This window comes from Bacillus sp. TH13, assembly GCF_016651175.1.
GTDB classification, from domain to species: Bacteria; Bacillota; Bacilli; order Bacillales; family Bacillaceae_G; genus Bacillus_A; species Bacillus_A thuringiensis_S.
This window is the reverse complement of record NZ_JAEKEJ010000019.1, coordinates 1-14,735: the sequence shown is the minus strand read 5'-3', so window position 1 is coordinate 14,735 and position 14,735 is coordinate 1. Positions and strand designations below refer to the sequence as shown.

The window sequence follows — 14,735 nt, the reverse complement described above, 5'->3', positions numbered from 1 at the left end:
ATAGGGAAGGAGGTAGCCAAATGCCATCAGGTAGTTTTTCATTTAACGGGATACGTAAAGACTACATTTTTATCTTAATGGGATTTAATCGGCCTGCATGGTCTCCTGTTGAGAGAGATATCTTGAAGGCTCCTTCTAAAGCAGGAGGGTATCTCCTACAAACGAATACAAATGTAAGAACAATAGAAGTTCCTGTCATTATTAAGGCAGGTAGTCAAGGCGAGATGCAGCAAAAGAAAGAAGATTTAGCCGATTGGCTTGTGACAGATCAACCTTGCGAACTAATTTTTGATGATGAACCGAATCGCACATACATGGCTGTAATTGATGGCGGAGCGGACATAGACGAATTGATTTTCAGAGGAAAAGGAAAAATTACTTTTATATGCCCTATGCCATATAAATTAGGGGCTGTTCAAACAAAAGTTATGTCAGTAGAGAATCAGGAATTAAAAGCTACTTTTGAAAACAAGGGAACAGTAGAAACAAAGCCCGTTATTGATATTAAAGTGTCAAACCCTAGTCCATTTTTAGATGTATGGAATGATGATGGATATTTTAGACTAGGTTACCCTACTGGAGTTAAAACTCGTCTAGTAAAACAAAATGAACGGCTTATATGGGATGAAATGACTAATTTAACCCCTTGGACTGCTGTAACTGGTCAAATAGGAGTTTATAAAAGTTCAGGAGCTATGAAGGTATGGCAAGGATATGCTTTTACACCAGAATCTTATGGAACGGGTACAGATTTTGAGTGGCATGGTCCTTTCTTGAAAAAAACTATCCCTAATACAGGAGGAGTTATTCAAGACTTTAAACTGGATGTACAAATGACTTTTCAGTCTGAACACTGGAACAGAATGGGCAAAACGGTCGTAATGCTTTTAGATGCTAATGACAATGTAATAGTTGAATTAGCGATGGCTGATGAATATATGAGTCATGAAATGACAACAGCACAAGCGATTATTGATCCAGGAAGCTCTAGAAAGTGGATTGCTGACGAGATGGGCATGTATTCTGATACATTTAACGATTTTAGAGGACACGTTTCAGTAGCTCGTAGGGGGAAAGAATGGAGCTTCTATTTCGCTAAATATCGTAAGAATACTGAAATAGATGATGCTAGTTTTGTTCGCGCATGGAGAGATGAGGCTGACAGTAACCCAATGACAGCTAGACCGGTAGCAAAGATAGCTGTAGGGTGTATTGCTTATGGGAAAAACCCGCCAGCTGATATCGCTTTTATAGAGGATGTTAAGTTTTGGAAAATCAACACTTTAACAATAGACGAGACTCCTTATATTTTTGATATAGGAGACAAAATACAGATAGACACAGAAAGATCATTAGTAACAATAAACGGTACAAATGCAATAGGTTTGAAAGATATTTTCAGTCGATTCCCGATTGTGAAACGAGGTGACAACAATATCATTGTACGTCCCTACAATATAGGAACTGCTACATTAACTTACAGGGAGAGATACAAATAATGAGGAAAGTAAGCGGAGATTTACACATTGTAGACTTTAAAACAAAACAAATTATCGCTTCTATTCAGCCAGAAGATTATCTCGATGATCTAAGGCATTGGGAGATTAAAGATAATGTTGACATACTGGATTTCAAATTATTAGAGGATTCTCCGTTTCTAGATTATATCCAACAAAAGAATTTAATATTAAAAGAAACTAACCCAGGTGTTATTACTCCTTATGTAATCACTTCTATCGAAAAAGACTCTGAAGCTCACAATGTTACCATCTATGCATCAGGTGAGTGGATTTTACTTGATAAAGAGAATTATATAAAACCACAAGAGATTAAAAGTTGGAGCGCTGAACAGTATTTAACACTCGGTATTACAGGTACTGGATGGGAAATTGGTCTTATCGAAGCTGAAGGTAAGCGTTCTTTTAAAATTGAAAAATTCATAAGCCCTTTACAGTTCATTCAACAAATCGCAACTCTCTTCGACAACATCGAGATCCAATACAGAATGGAAATTGGAACCGGCAAACCAAGGAGATTCATTGACCTTGTTAAGAAGCGCGGCAGAGAAACAAATAAAGAGGTTACGCTTGGTAAGGATTTAGTAGGTATCAAACGTATAGAGAACTCTGAGAACATTATTACTGCATTAGTTCCGTATTATATAGGACAAGACGCGGACGGTAACGACAAGTTAATCACTATCGAATCTGTAAATAACGGATCTCAATATATTGTCGATGATGCAGCGTTTCAACGTTGGAATGTGAACGGAAAGCATCTATTTGGATTCTATACGCCGGAATCTGAAAAAGACGAACTTACTCCGGCTCGATTGTTAACATTAGCAAAAACGGAGCTGAAAAAGCGCGTTTCTGCAATCGTTACTTACGAAGTGAATTCCATTGATATATCTAGCGTATTTGGATATGAACATGAGGATGTAAGTGAGGGCGACACAATACGCATTATCGATGAAGGAATGACTCCAACTCTTTACCTGGAAGCAAGAGCTATTGCGGGAGACGAATCCCACAAGGATAAGCATCAAAATAAGCACACATTCGGAAACTTTGTAGAAATAGTTGACCAAGATGAAGCGTTGCGAAAACTGTATCAAAAGATGCTTTCAATGATTAACGACAAAGTATCGAAAGAATGGTTTGCTGCTTTAGAAGAAAAAGCAAATGACGCTACGAAAAAGGCAAACGAGGCTGTTGAAGAATCGCAATCGGCTAAAGATTTAGCAAATGCCACAAAAGATTACATGGATCAGAACATGGTTGATATTATCGAGCAACCTACAGCTCCTACTGAAAATTTACGTGATGGAAAAACTTTATGGATAGATAGTTCTGATCCTGAAAATAAGGTGCAGAAACTTTGGAAAGATGGCCAATGGCAAAGGGTTACTCCTGATACAGGATCTTTGCAGCAAAGTATCAATGATGCTCAAATAGAGATTGATACTTTAAAAAATACGGTTAAAGACCTTCCTGATACTACTTGGATAAATCAACAATTAGAGGATAAAGCTGATAAATCTGGAGTCTATAATAGGGATTATATTGACCAAAACCTTGTAGGTAAGCAGGTCTATGAAACTGACAAACAAGGGAATATACAGAAGTTTACCGACATGAAAACGGAGATTGACCAGAATGCAGAGGCGATTACTCAGAAAGCTGAAAAAACACAGGTCGATACTCTTAGTAATAATCTGAACCAAGTAACTCAAACAGCTAATACAGCTAAACAGACAGCAGAATCTAACACTAATACTATCTCCAGCTTACAGACTACAGTAAGTAACATTAATGATAATGTAACTAACTTACTTGTTGATTCTGGAACGTTTGAAGGCGCTAAAACAACTACCCCTTTAGCAACTGATCGTTGGTGGTTTAAAAATAATGGTCAAGTTAGACTTTCTGCGGACACTTATCAAGGAAATGCTGTAATAGAAACACAAACTGCTTGGAACTCTTTAGCTTATAACTTTAAAGATTTGGTGAGTCGAGGAGTTGTTAAAGCAGGAGATAAAGTAAATTACTCTGTTTGTGTTAGGGTTAAGAACTTAGCGAATGGGCAATCTGCACAACAGAATTTTTATTTCCGCACAGGTGCTACTGGGATACGTCCACCAAATGCTACTAACCAGTGGCAACGTGTAAGTGTAAGTTTCACGGTTACCCCTGATATGATGACAGTCACAGGGACAAGCACTGATAGTTTTATGAGGATTGAACCCGATGTAGCTCAAACTGGTACAGTGTGGTATCAACAAAGTACACCACAATTGACTATTGGTGATAAGGTTTATACATGGCGTCCTGCTCCTGAAGATAATGCTACGTTCGTAAAGAAATCAAATGAGATTAAACAAACAGTAGACAGCAACGTAGCTACAATACAGAGCATACAAAAGGATCAGGGGTCAATGCAATCTACTTTGAACGAAGTTAAGCAGACTACAGATTCAAATTCTCAAACTATCAAAACGTTATCTCAAACACAAGGACAACAAGGGGAGATTATTCAGCAAAACACGAGTAGTATCACACAGTTGAATAATCAGATAAAAAATACAGTTACTGATACTCAAATGCAGGAATATGTAGGCGAATTAGGAAGCACAAACTTACTATTTAATGCTGCATTTGAAGATCGAGTAATAAACGCTTCTACAGGAGCTGTAACAAATACAACCCCAAGTACAACGAAATGGAGCATTGTAGGTACAGGATCAGGGATTACTATAGTTCCTGAGAGTGCTAGGCATCATGAAGGTTACAATTCTGTCAAAATTACAGCTACAGGCCAAACTGCTAGTAAGTGGTCTGGTATCATGCAGCGTGTTCCAGCTGTACAAAATGGCGGTGATTATGTATTCTCCACTTGGGTATACGTCCAGGATAAGAATACACTTGATAATGGTGGGGCGATTAAACTTCAATTCTTTAATGGGGCAAATGCAGTTGCAACTGCATTTGTACAAACTGAGTTTAAAGATTTATTAGTAAACAATTCTTGGATACTAGTATCTGTTAAAATCACTTCTCCTAACGTAGCGATAACACATTTACAAGGTGATATATGGGTTAGACAGAACGGCACAATTTGGGTATCTCAACCCCAAATACAACAAGGATCTACTCGCTCTACATTCATGGAGAATCCGAAAGACTATGCCAACTATGACCAGCTTGTAGGTGAGATTGGCAAGAAAGTGGCCACTTCTGATTTTAACTCTAAAGTATCGACTATTGAAACAAGCATAAATCAGCAATCTAATCGTATTGACTTAAAGGCAGAGAAAAATGATGTCTACAATAAAGTAGATTCTGATGGGCGCTATGGAAGTAAGGCTATTGTAGAATCTCATACTGCTACGTTATCTGTAATGAGTAATGAAATTAACCTACGAGTTAAATCTGGTGAAATTGCTTCAGCAATTAACCAAACAGCTCAAAGTGTATTGATCCAAGCAAATAAGATAATGTTAGATGGATTTATTGAAGCGAAGCACTTAAAAGCGCAGGAACTTGTGGGCGTTACTATTAAGACTGCCCCTAATACAGAGAATAGATATGTTAAGCTCAATCGACAATATCTAGAGATGTACGACAAAGGTACCTCCCGTATTCAACTGCAATTCTTTAACTCCAATTACACTAAGGCAATTACACCTGGTTTAATTCTAGGTAATTCATCTACTAAAGGTATAGTCGGATCATCTGCATTTTATCATTTTACTTTTCTAGATGCTAACGGGAACGAAACAGGAGCTAGCTCTCAATCTGCAATTGGCATAGTCAGTAGTGTAGACTCAAACAATGCGTTTAATTACGCCTCTCAGGTTAGATTCTTTGAGACAGGGTCTATGAATATCCACGGGGACAATAATATCTGGCTCAAGAGTAGTAAAAATGGCTGGATTGATATTGAGACGGATTCAGTAGGGTCTGCTCAGCCAATATCAATTAAAGCGTCATCGTCAGTCCAAATAACAGCTGGTACTTCCATTGTGACTAATTCTAATACTTTCCATAGGTTCGCCGGTAACGGAGTATTTAACTTTGTAAGGAACGGTGCTCCATCAGCGCAAAATCAGACATCACTTGAGGATGACGGCAACAACGCTGATTTGCGTCTTGCATTTGTTCGTATTCGTTCATCTCACGTTTCTGGCTACAGTGGGAGAATACAGTTAGTCCCTACAGGGGAAAGCACCCCTACAGCAGGCCTAGAAGCTGGTAACATATCGTATACTTCTCTGACAAACCGTAGTAGCCGTACGATTAAAGCTAATATTAGAGATTTAGAAATTGATTCTTTAGAAAAAATCATGGGATTGAAAGTACAACAGTACAACTTCAAGAGTGACGTAGAAAAGCTTTATCAAATGAGAGAAGAAGCGGTAGGGACTGATAAGGTTTATACTACTGCAGATATTCCTTTACAGTACGGACTTGTTCTGGAGGATACAGACGAAACATTCCATGCTGATTTAGGGGATGGAATCAACTTGTACACGCTTGTTTCACTTAATGTAGATGCGGTCCAAAAAATTAAACAGAATCAGGATTTACAAGGTGAAAAGATAAGTCAACTAGAGAAAGAACTTGAAGCACAAAAACTCAAGGAGGTGGATCAAGATAAGCGAATAACAGCATTAGAAGAATTAATAGGAAAATTGATGAATGAAACACCGACAACAGAAAACACAACGCAAACAGAGCAGCCGTAAGCTGGTCTTTTTTATTGCCTAAAAGGAGGTGAACAATTGGAGCGAGTTCATGACATTTTCAGAAATCTTAACATAATCGATATTTTTAATTCAGCACAATTTAAAGCAGCTTCATTTGTAAGCGGTGGAGTAGGAACGTTCTTAAGTTTGGTTTATGGAAAAACTAATCTAATCTGGATATTCATTCTGATGATGGTTGTTGCACTCGATTGGATCACTGGAAGTAAAGCATCAAAGTTAGATGGATCATATTCATCGGCATATGGAGTAGAAGGCATCGCGCGTACCGTGGTGCTTTTTTTATTGCCATGCTTAGCGCATATGTTTGATATTGCCTTTAAATTACCAGATTTTTTCTTCTATATGGTGACAGGCGGTTTAACATATCACATTTTCAATAGTTTCACTGCTAACTGCGTTCGTGTTGGTTGGGATAAATGGATTCCGACATGGTTATTGGAAAGCGTAGCAAGTGAAATTGAAGCAAAAATAAAACGTTCTGATACAAGGAAACGGAGGAAATAACGATGCAAGAGAAATTCAAGAATTATGGATTGTGGGTAGCATTGTTCGCGCTGTTAGGGATGGTATTAATGGATACTGTCCCTCATTTTAATTTAGGGAGATACCAAGAATATGTAGATATGATTCTATACATTTTGATTGCTGCAGGTGTTGTATCTAATCCTACAGCTGGTAAATGGTTTGCGGATAAACGAAATGAAGGAGCGGATAAATAATGGGTTATATTGTTGATATGTCTAAGTGGAATGGTAGTCCTGATTGGGATACAGCAGCAAAACATCTAGATTTCGTTATTGCTCGAGTACAAGATGGATCTAACTATGTTGATCCAGTGTACAAATCTTATGTCGCTGCCATGAAAGTTCGAAATATCCCTTTTGGAAACTATGCATTCTGTCGTTTTGTTTCTGAAAATGATGCACGGATAGAAGCTCGTGACTTCTGGAATCGCGGTGACAAGAGCGCTACAGTTTGGGTTGCTGATGTTGAAGTTCAAACAATGAATGATATGAGAGCCGGCACACAAGCGTTTATCGATGAATTACGACGATTAGGCGCTCAGAAAGTTGGTTTATATGTTGGCCATCATATGTATGCTCCGTTTGGAATGGCGAATGTAAAAGCTGACTTTGTATGGATCCCTCGTTATGGTGGAAAGAAACCAGATTACCCATGTGATATCTGGCAATACACTGAAACGGGAAATGTCCCTGGTATCGGAAAGTGCGATTTGAATGAATTGATTGGTAGCAAATCATTACCTTGGTTTACAGAAGCTAAGCAGCAAGAACAAACTGTTTCTAATGGTGGATATCAATATGTTAAATCTGGAGGTTTTGGCGTTTCGTTGGTTCCAGAAGTGTTAAATGCTATGACTGAACGTGGGATTAAAGGAAAAGTTATTTCTGATCCAGAAACGGGTATAGCATACTTGCAAACGGAAGTATTACCTAATGCTGAATTAGATAAAATTACTTGGTGGATGGATACTCGACCGGAAGGTAAATGGTTCTACGAGTATATTAAGAAGTAAACAATAGCAAAGGCAAAACATACTATATTACAGCAAATGAAGCCTATGTGTATGTGAAGTAAACTAAAAAGAGCATTCCCCTGGCGAGTGAGGGATGCTCTTTTTTACAGTATAAAGAAATATATCTCTAATCTGGTTTGTCATTGTATTATATGAAATATTGTGAAGTAATATGAACATGAAAAATAAAAAAACAGAGAACCCTTGACCAAGGAGCACTCTGTTTTCGTGGTTTCTCTGGAACCATTTAATATATATGCAGAAAATTATTTTGTGTAACTGAAAAGACAGAAAAAGAGCATTCCTGGTTGGATGGGAGGAATACACTTTTTCTGTACCACAGTATCGGCATTTTAATTATATGAATCCACTATATACAATATGAATCAAAAATAATAAAGACACCTTCCCCAGTTGAAAGTGTCTCATGTGATGATTCTCTAGATGTATAAATAGTATGTCCAATATTAGTCAAGGATAGAACTTATTATTGAACGATAAATGTATATGTTAATTTTTTTATACAAAAGAGTAGTTTGATTACCAAAAACAAGAGCCGTCCTATTTGATATGAACCCCCTATAGTAGACAGAAAGAAGAAAGCTTTATATCTTGTCTATTATAAGGGGAATTTTTTATTTTGCAGGAATTTCTTAACCATCATGGAATACTGTCACTAGGAGGTGTTGTGACGTTATGACGGACGAAATTGTTTATTCTGCAAGTGAAGTATATAAACGACTAGGAATATCCGATAGCACCCTTAGAAAGTACATGGAAGTATTGCAACGCGAAGGATTTGCTGTGAAGAAAGATAATCGTGGCAGACGCCAGTACACAGACAATGACATTATGGTGATTGAGAAATTAATTGAACTCAGCAAGCATGACGGTATGACGCTAGAGAAAGCAGCGAAGATGATTGCGCAGCAAATAGAGAAAGTTAATCCGGACCTGATTCAAGAAGCGGCTGAGGAAACGGACTTAGTGCCATTCCACATTAAACAGCAACTACAGGAACAGTACAGCGTTATGGCGCAAGAAATGAATCAGAGTATGTTAGCAATGGAGAAGCGATTGAGTGAGCAGGCCAAGCAAAGTAACGAGGAAATCAAAGCGAGTGTAGAAGCGCATAATGAACGCGTGGAAAAACGATTGGAAACGCGAGATGAGACGCTTATGAAGACACTTCGTGAGATGCAGGAAACCAAGAGAATGATGCAGGAATTTCGTGATGAGGTTGCTGCAGCGAAAGAGAAGAAAAAGCCTTGGTGGCGGTTTTGGTGAAAATCTAATTACTTAAAACAATAAGCCCTACAGAAAGCAGGGCTTATTTTCGTATAGACAATATATCGTTTAGGTTATTTTGTTCATTTGAATTCAATTTATTAGTGGTATAGTAATCTAACATTTCATCAATAAGCTCATAATTTTTCATGTCTTTCATAGTACAAATGGCTTTTATTTTATTAAGTGTTTCAGGTGATACTTTTATATTTTTTCTGTCTGATGCCGGCAATGAAGTCTTTTTTTGCGGCTTAGAATCTTTTTGAATAGGCGTCACAGTTACTAAGTATTGTTTATCCAAATTACTCACTCCTATTTATTCTCTAATACTTCATAAAGACGCTTGTACATATCTTTATATGCTTCAGAATGTCGGTTTTTTAGGTTGGCATCTACATAGTTTTCAACAAGCATATCAATGATGTTGTTAATTGATGTTTTATCCATACCTTCTTGTTCTTGAATAAATGGCTTAAGGGTATTTAGCTTTAGTAAAACAGCAGGTGATATTTTAGCTGTTTTAGATGGGACTAAACGTTGATCTGGTTTCTCTGGTGTCTGTATTTCCTTTTTCGTGTTAGTTTGATCACTTTGAATAGTTAAAGATGAACTATCGGTAATAGGTGTCACAGTTACTAAAAAAGATTTACTTTCATTTTCCAAAGGTACCACTCCTATTTGTGTTTTTATAATTTTATAAAAGTATAACTTTATAATTTTATAAAATTATAAATGCGTTTATTTAGATAGGAATAAAGTTTAACTTCATTCCTATTCTCGACTTTTCTTCGATTCAAGCACTTGTTTTACAGCGTTTTTTACTAACTTTTGTTTGGGTGTAGGTAATGAGGATACTTTTTCTTCGATTAACATATTTATTACTTCATAAATTTTCATATCTTCAATTGTAGCAAGTGTTGATATTGCTGTGTGCGTTTCTAATGAGACACGGAAAGATTTTGGTAATTCTTTCGTAGTAAGTTTTCTCTTTGGTTTTTCAAAGAGCTTATCATCTTCAGGGAAAGTACGTTCCTGCTCTTCTTTACTTTCTGGTGTAATCGTTACAGAACCTTCAGTTCTTTTTCTTCTCATACCAAGTTGTTCTTTGTCTATATCCAATTTGTTATCCATTTACCGTTGTCATTCCTTCCAAAATCTCGATTCTTTTTTCGACTTCACCTGCAATATTTTGGTATACAGTATGAACGTTTTTATCATGAACATCTTTCAGATTATAAGTGATTCCCGTTCTATCAAATCTCTTTAAACGTGCCATCTGTTTAATGATATTACTGAATACATTGGCTTTACCAAAAATTTCTTCGGCTTCTTGAAGAATATCTTTGTCGATTTCATTCCCGTTTTGCATTAGTACAGGTAATGCCCCAATAATTTCTAATGGTAAATTGTAATCATCTGCTAAAGCAAATACATGCTCTACGTATTTCTGAGCACCCTTTAACGATCTTTCTTGTGTTTGTAATATAACCATTACGTAGTCACTAGCGACTAAGGCACTGTCTGCAAATTTATTTAATTGTGGTGGCACATCAATAAAAATGTAATCATAATTTTCTTTGATTGTACTTAACTGTTTTGCAAAATATGTATCTTGTGAGAAGTCATCTTCAAAATTTCTGAATAGGAATTTCTCATAGGTTTGTAAATCCTCGTAAGAAGGAAGTAAATCTAAGTTGGGTAGTACATTAATCAGCGCACTTTGTAAGTTCGCGTCGATAAGAGACATAGCTAATGTTCTTTTGAATTCTGGTTCGATTGAATAAACTTTTTTCATTGTGTTGAATAGTAAATCAGTCGCGTTTGCTTGTGGATCTAAATCTACTAACAAAGTTTTCTTTCCTTGTTTTGCGAATGTATAAGCCAACATTACAGCGTTGGTAGTTTTTCCAACTCCACCTTTGAAGTTCCCAGTTGTGATAACCGTGCACATTTTCCGTCACCTCGTAAAAAAAGTTTTTTTATACTTTTATAAATTTATAATTTGATTTTATAACACAACAAACCAACGGTAAAGTATAAATTTATAATTTTATACTTTTATAAAAAGTTTAAAATTAAGATGTCAATAGATTATAGTTTTTAAAACCTATTTTCAAAACGTTATATTATCAAGCCTTATTAGCGTGTTTTTTATAAAAATATAATTTTATACTTTTATAATTTTATAAAAGTATAAAAAAACTATCATTCTATTTTCGGAAAACTAGATTTTTATAAAAGTATAAATTTATAAAAGTATAAAAATGAAAATAGAATTTTATATAGAAGGGAATGTAACAGGCTCATAGAGGTATTTACAAAGAAAAAAGCTTGTTGTAACGTAGTACACAACAAGCAACATTCTACAAAACAAAACAAGATTTGATATTTTACATAAACGAAGATCATGAAGATCGAACGAGATAGATTAAAGACAATTGAATATGAACACAAAACAAAAAGCCACTCCCATATTCTATTGGCGCCAACCGATAGCGGGAATGACTTGCTCTAGCAAGTGTACCACCACTTGACTAGAAAAACTGTATTGAACCACAGTGTTAACGTTTAAGTAGTGCACCAACACTATCCTTAAACAACTATGCCTTTTCACGAGGCTTCTTTGATATACCCATTTTATCTATTGTTTGACTAAAATTCAACTAGTAAATGCTAGAATTGTATTTTTTGTAGTCAAAAGATATATAGCGGGCATCTCTAAACCTAGAAGTCTTGTGGATCTACAGGCCATTTAGGAGTTGGAGATGCCTTTTTGTTTTTTTGTTCGCGTGGAATTGCCTGAAACCACGTAACTAAAAACTGATAAGCCGTAATTCCGTGCTTCTATATAGAGGGAACGTGTTACGGCGTGGCTAGCTGTTGGTCGTGCAGGGGGTACAGAGTATGCGCCTACAAAAACAGCACCCCTCATTGGAATCCTGTTCTTCTGGTGAGGGCGGGCGAGAACGTGCCCAGGGACGAATCCCTAAAAGGTTCGGGTGGTTATCGTTAGCATCACGGTGCTAGGGAGTACATTCAGCTTGTCGTGTAGGGGCGATATTACAAGGACAAGCCATAGAAAAAGGATGTATGCGATGAAAATCGCTGAGTGAACAGGGTCTATACATACGGATACCTTATAAGTGACCGCATGGCGAAAACAAGACGCTTATCCATCTATTTTGATTGATTGCTTTTTTTGTGATCTTTCAAAGTAGGGGATAAATCTGCCTTCCAGCCGTGTTCCATAATCGTTCCCACATGATAAAAACCTTCAAGACCTTCAGTCAAGCTTAATTACGAAGAAAAGATGAAAAATATGAGATTGTTTAAGTCCTAGGGGAATGACTGACTAAGATAGAGGAATAAATAAGGGATTTACTACTTACTTGGTTAGAGGATAAGGGGATGGATGGTAGAATAGGCCTTATTGTAGAATTAGGTTTTACACATCTGATATAGTACGTGAAATTTAAAAGGTTGATTGCTTGTTTATAGAAATAAAGTTTTATTTTACAATTGATTAATTAGAAGGATAAAATTTAAGGGGAATATTTTATGGCTAATAATCTTATAGAAAAAAATTGGATAGATGATTTTAATAAAACAGATGCATTTTCAGAGGCTTTAGGTATGGTTTGGCGAAATGGTTATGAAACAAATGTGTATGGGTATTGGTATTTTCAATTTACTCATAAGTCACAAACAATAGTAAAGAGGTTTGCTGATTTCTTTGGAAAAGAAATCAAATCAAGGTATCGTGAAGATAAAGGGTATGTAGAATGGTACACATCTATGAAAAGTAGTCACTCGTTTATCATAAAAGCTAAAGAACTAGGTTGGACACCGATACAAGAAAAATCTAGAGCATTCCCCAAAGGTGAGTTTAATAAAGAAGTATTCGTGAAAACTTATATTTTAATGCGACACGACCTCGGTACAATGAGAGAGAAACGAAAAAACAACAAAATTTACGTTAGACCACGTTTGCGTATCCATGGATCTACAGACATATTGGAGCACATAAATGATTTTATATTTCAGGAATTAGAGATTAAAAAGAAAAAATTGCAGACTGATAGTAAAATAGCAAAAGCAAAAACGTTATATTTTCAATCATACAAAGATATTGAGAGTATTTTGAAATATATAGGAGCTTCAGAGACATTAGAAACGTTGTATTCGTTTGATTTAGGTTTTCATGATGCCGAAGAATTCGAGGAGCCCCACCTATGGAAATAGGTGGGCTTTTTAATATATAAAGAAAAGACACCTTAAGGTGCCTTTTCCGATAGTTTTTTTAGCAGAAGCAGCTAGCTCCAACTATGATTAATAAAATAAATAATGCAACTAATAAAGCAAAGCCGCTACCACCATAACTCATATTAATCTCTCCTTTTAGTAAGAGGCGAAAAAATGAGGTCACTTATGTATTTTAATGGATTCTCTTTACCTTATGTTTTTAAGAGTGAATTGAGCAGGTCCTTTTAAAAATAAAGAAAAAGACAACCTTGTCTTCCTCTGGCTATTAGGGGTCCCGCCAACATTTCGCGAATTTCGTACGTTAGGAAGGTTCCACAAACGACCATTTATGGTGCCTCAATCACGGATTAATGTATCGGATGGTCTTTTATTCTGTTCAGTAATCGAATCAAAGTCAAATTTTCAACTAAATAAATTGTGCCAATAGTTGGTTAAATTCCTCGCGTTCTTCCCAGAAAAGGCCATGACCACTATATTGAAACGGAACAAGCTGTGAATTTCTTATCTTTTCATTTAGTTCCTGAGCTTGTGCAAATGGAATAACTTTGTCATGAATGCCGTGAACAATTAAAGTAGGAACATTAATTTTCGGAAGATCTGCATGTAGGTTCTCATCTCTTAATGTAGTTATAATAGCAGCTGTCGACCAACTTGCTGCTTGTAGCCCCATTTGCAAAAACCAGTCCGAAAATGGTTTAGTTATATACTGAAAGAAAAAGCCATCTGTTACGTCCTGCATCATTTTAGGCCGATCATTTAAGGTTTCTTTAAGGTAGTTATTAGCAGTTTCTGCGGTAAATCCAGTTGGAGCGGCCGCGTCAATAAGAATAAGCTTTGATACACTAAAACCATTGTGGCGAGACATATATCGAATTGCGATAGACCCACCGGTAGAGTGACCCACGAGAGTAAAATTGTTTATTTGAAGTGTACCAACTACTATGCGGATATCATCTGCAAGTCTGTTAAAAGTATAGCCGCTCATTGGTTTATCCGAATTGCCAAATCCCCTCCAGTCTATACCAATACAGCGATAGCCCATAGCAGGAAGAACATTAAACTGATATTCAAACTGTTTATGGCTTAACGGCCAGCCATGTAAAAATACGATGGTTTTATTTCCCCCAGGGTTAATATCTTCTACATATAAATTCACATCTGACTCTACGGTAACAAAGTATCCCATGAAGATTCCTCCCTAGTTAATATAGTTTCAACAATATATATTCATTTTGGTTAATATAAATGAGTACCAATTCAATTTATAGGCCAGGGAAGCGAAACAGGACGGACTTTATTGAACTATCCTGCCCCTCATTTTCTTCATAAAATTTTAGCTTAGCGTACGAAATTCGCGAAATGTTGGTGGGACTCCTATTA

13 protein-coding genes are annotated in these 14,735 nt (G+C 36.4%); 7 read left to right on the top strand and 6 right to left on the bottom strand.

Features of this window, described 5'->3' with window-relative positions; translation table 11 throughout:
- The first annotated feature begins 20 nt into the window (after window positions 1-20).
- From JFU02_RS04400 to JFU02_RS04375, 6 genes are all read left to right on the top strand, one after another.
- The gene (locus JFU02_RS04400; protein ID WP_098663959.1) at window positions 21-1,499 is read left to right on the top strand and encodes a distal tail protein Dit; all 1,479 of its coding nucleotides are present in this window, start codon (window positions 21-23) and stop codon (window positions 1,497-1,499) included.
- Window positions 1,499-6,247, top strand: coding sequence for a phage tail spike protein (locus JFU02_RS04395; RefSeq protein ID WP_201070017.1), 4,749 nt, complete (start codon window positions 1,499-1,501; stop codon window positions 6,245-6,247). The genes JFU02_RS04400 and JFU02_RS04395 overlap by 1 nt, the downstream gene beginning before the upstream one ends.
- A 36-nt stretch (window positions 6,248-6,283) precedes the next feature.
- Complete coding sequence (locus JFU02_RS04390; RefSeq protein ID WP_201070013.1) at window positions 6,284-6,772, top strand: phage holin family protein; 489 nt, start codon at window positions 6,284-6,286, stop codon at window positions 6,770-6,772.
- Window positions 6,773-6,774: 2 nt separating this feature from the next.
- Window positions 6,775-6,987, top strand: coding sequence for a hypothetical protein (locus JFU02_RS04385; RefSeq protein WP_061685210.1), 213 nt, complete (start codon window positions 6,775-6,777; stop codon window positions 6,985-6,987).
- The gene (locus tag JFU02_RS04380) at window positions 6,987-7,805 is read left to right on the top strand and encodes a GH25 family lysozyme (protein ID WP_201070010.1); all 819 of its coding nucleotides are present in this window, start codon (window positions 6,987-6,989) and stop codon (window positions 7,803-7,805) included. The genes JFU02_RS04385 and JFU02_RS04380 overlap by 1 nt, the downstream gene beginning before the upstream one ends.
- Window positions 7,806-8,501: 696 nt before the next feature.
- Window positions 8,502-9,092, top strand: a complete 591-nt coding sequence (locus JFU02_RS04375; RefSeq protein ID WP_201070009.1) for a DUF3967 domain-containing protein — start codon at window positions 8,502-8,504, stop codon at window positions 9,090-9,092.
- A 43-nt stretch (window positions 9,093-9,135) separates the two neighbouring features.
- Here the strand turns inward: JFU02_RS04375 and JFU02_RS04370 are convergent, their stop codons facing one another.
- The 4 genes from JFU02_RS04370 to JFU02_RS04355 form a co-directional block, all read right to left on the bottom strand.
- Window positions 9,136-9,393: a BfmA/BtgA family mobilization protein gene (locus JFU02_RS04370; protein WP_201070006.1), complete on the bottom strand. Its 258-nt coding sequence runs from the start codon at window positions 9,391-9,393 to the stop codon at window positions 9,136-9,138.
- 11 nt (window positions 9,394-9,404) lie between these two features.
- Window positions 9,405-9,755 carry a hypothetical protein gene (locus JFU02_RS04365; RefSeq protein WP_201070003.1) on the bottom strand — a complete coding sequence of 117 codons (351 nt, stop codon included), beginning with the start codon at window positions 9,753-9,755 and terminating at the stop codon, window positions 9,405-9,407.
- A 108-nt stretch (window positions 9,756-9,863) separates the two neighbouring features.
- Entirely contained in the window at window positions 9,864-10,223 is a 360-nt protein-coding gene (locus JFU02_RS04360; protein ID WP_201070000.1) for a hypothetical protein, read from the bottom strand.
- Window positions 10,216-11,043, bottom strand: a complete 828-nt coding sequence (locus JFU02_RS04355) for a ParA family protein (RefSeq protein ID WP_201069997.1) — start codon at window positions 11,041-11,043, stop codon at window positions 10,216-10,218. Before JFU02_RS04355 ends, JFU02_RS04360 begins: the two co-directional genes overlap by 8 nt.
- Window positions 11,044-12,650: 1,607 nt before the next feature.
- Between JFU02_RS04355 and JFU02_RS04350 the strand changes: the two genes are divergently transcribed.
- Window positions 12,651-13,334: a hypothetical protein gene (locus JFU02_RS04350; RefSeq protein WP_201069994.1), complete on the top strand. Its 684-nt coding sequence runs from the start codon at window positions 12,651-12,653 to the stop codon at window positions 13,332-13,334.
- 58 nt (window positions 13,335-13,392) lie between these two features.
- Here JFU02_RS04350 and JFU02_RS04345 read toward each other — a convergent pair whose 3' ends face one another.
- Both JFU02_RS04345 and JFU02_RS04340 read right to left on the bottom strand, forming a co-directional pair.
- Window positions 13,393-13,476: a YjcZ family sporulation protein gene (locus JFU02_RS04345; RefSeq protein WP_201070161.1), complete on the bottom strand. Its 84-nt coding sequence runs from the start codon at window positions 13,474-13,476 to the stop codon at window positions 13,393-13,395.
- A gap of 285 nt (window positions 13,477-13,761) precedes the next feature.
- Window positions 13,762-14,541 (bottom strand): alpha/beta fold hydrolase, encoded by a 780-nt coding sequence (locus JFU02_RS04340; protein ID WP_201069992.1) that lies wholly within the window; start codon window positions 14,539-14,541, stop codon window positions 13,762-13,764.
- Between the last annotated feature and the right edge of the window lie 194 nt (window positions 14,542-14,735).

Excerpts from the sequence above, each read along its gene's own strand:
- JFU02_RS04355 (WP_201069997.1), bottom strand. The coding sequence starts at position 11,043 with ATGTGCACGGTTATCACAACTGGGAACTTCAAAGGTGGAGTTGGAAAA.
- JFU02_RS04380 (WP_201070010.1), top strand. The coding sequence starts at position 6,987 with ATGGGTTATATTGTTGATATGTCTAAGTGGAATGGTAGTCCTGATTGG.
- JFU02_RS04375 (WP_201070009.1), top strand. The coding sequence starts at position 8,502 with ATGACGGACGAAATTGTTTATTCTGCAAGTGAAGTATATAAACGACTA.
- JFU02_RS04340 (WP_201069992.1), bottom strand. The coding sequence starts at position 14,541 with ATGGGATACTTTGTTACCGTAGAGTCAGATGTGAATTTATATGTAGAA.
- JFU02_RS04400 (WP_098663959.1), top strand. The coding sequence starts at position 21 with ATGCCATCAGGTAGTTTTTCATTTAACGGGATACGTAAAGACTACATT.
- JFU02_RS04385 (WP_061685210.1), top strand. The coding sequence starts at position 6,775 with ATGCAAGAGAAATTCAAGAATTATGGATTGTGGGTAGCATTGTTCGCG.
- JFU02_RS04345 (WP_201070161.1), bottom strand. The coding sequence starts at position 13,476 with ATGAGTTATGGTGGTAGCGGCTTTGCTTTATTAGTTGCATTATTTATT.
- JFU02_RS04350 (WP_201069994.1), top strand. The coding sequence starts at position 12,651 with ATGGCTAATAATCTTATAGAAAAAAATTGGATAGATGATTTTAATAAA.
- JFU02_RS04395 (WP_201070017.1), top strand. The coding sequence starts at position 1,499 with ATGAGGAAAGTAAGCGGAGATTTACACATTGTAGACTTTAAAACAAAA.
- JFU02_RS04360 (WP_201070000.1), bottom strand. The coding sequence starts at position 10,223 with ATGGATAACAAATTGGATATAGACAAAGAACAACTTGGTATGAGAAGA.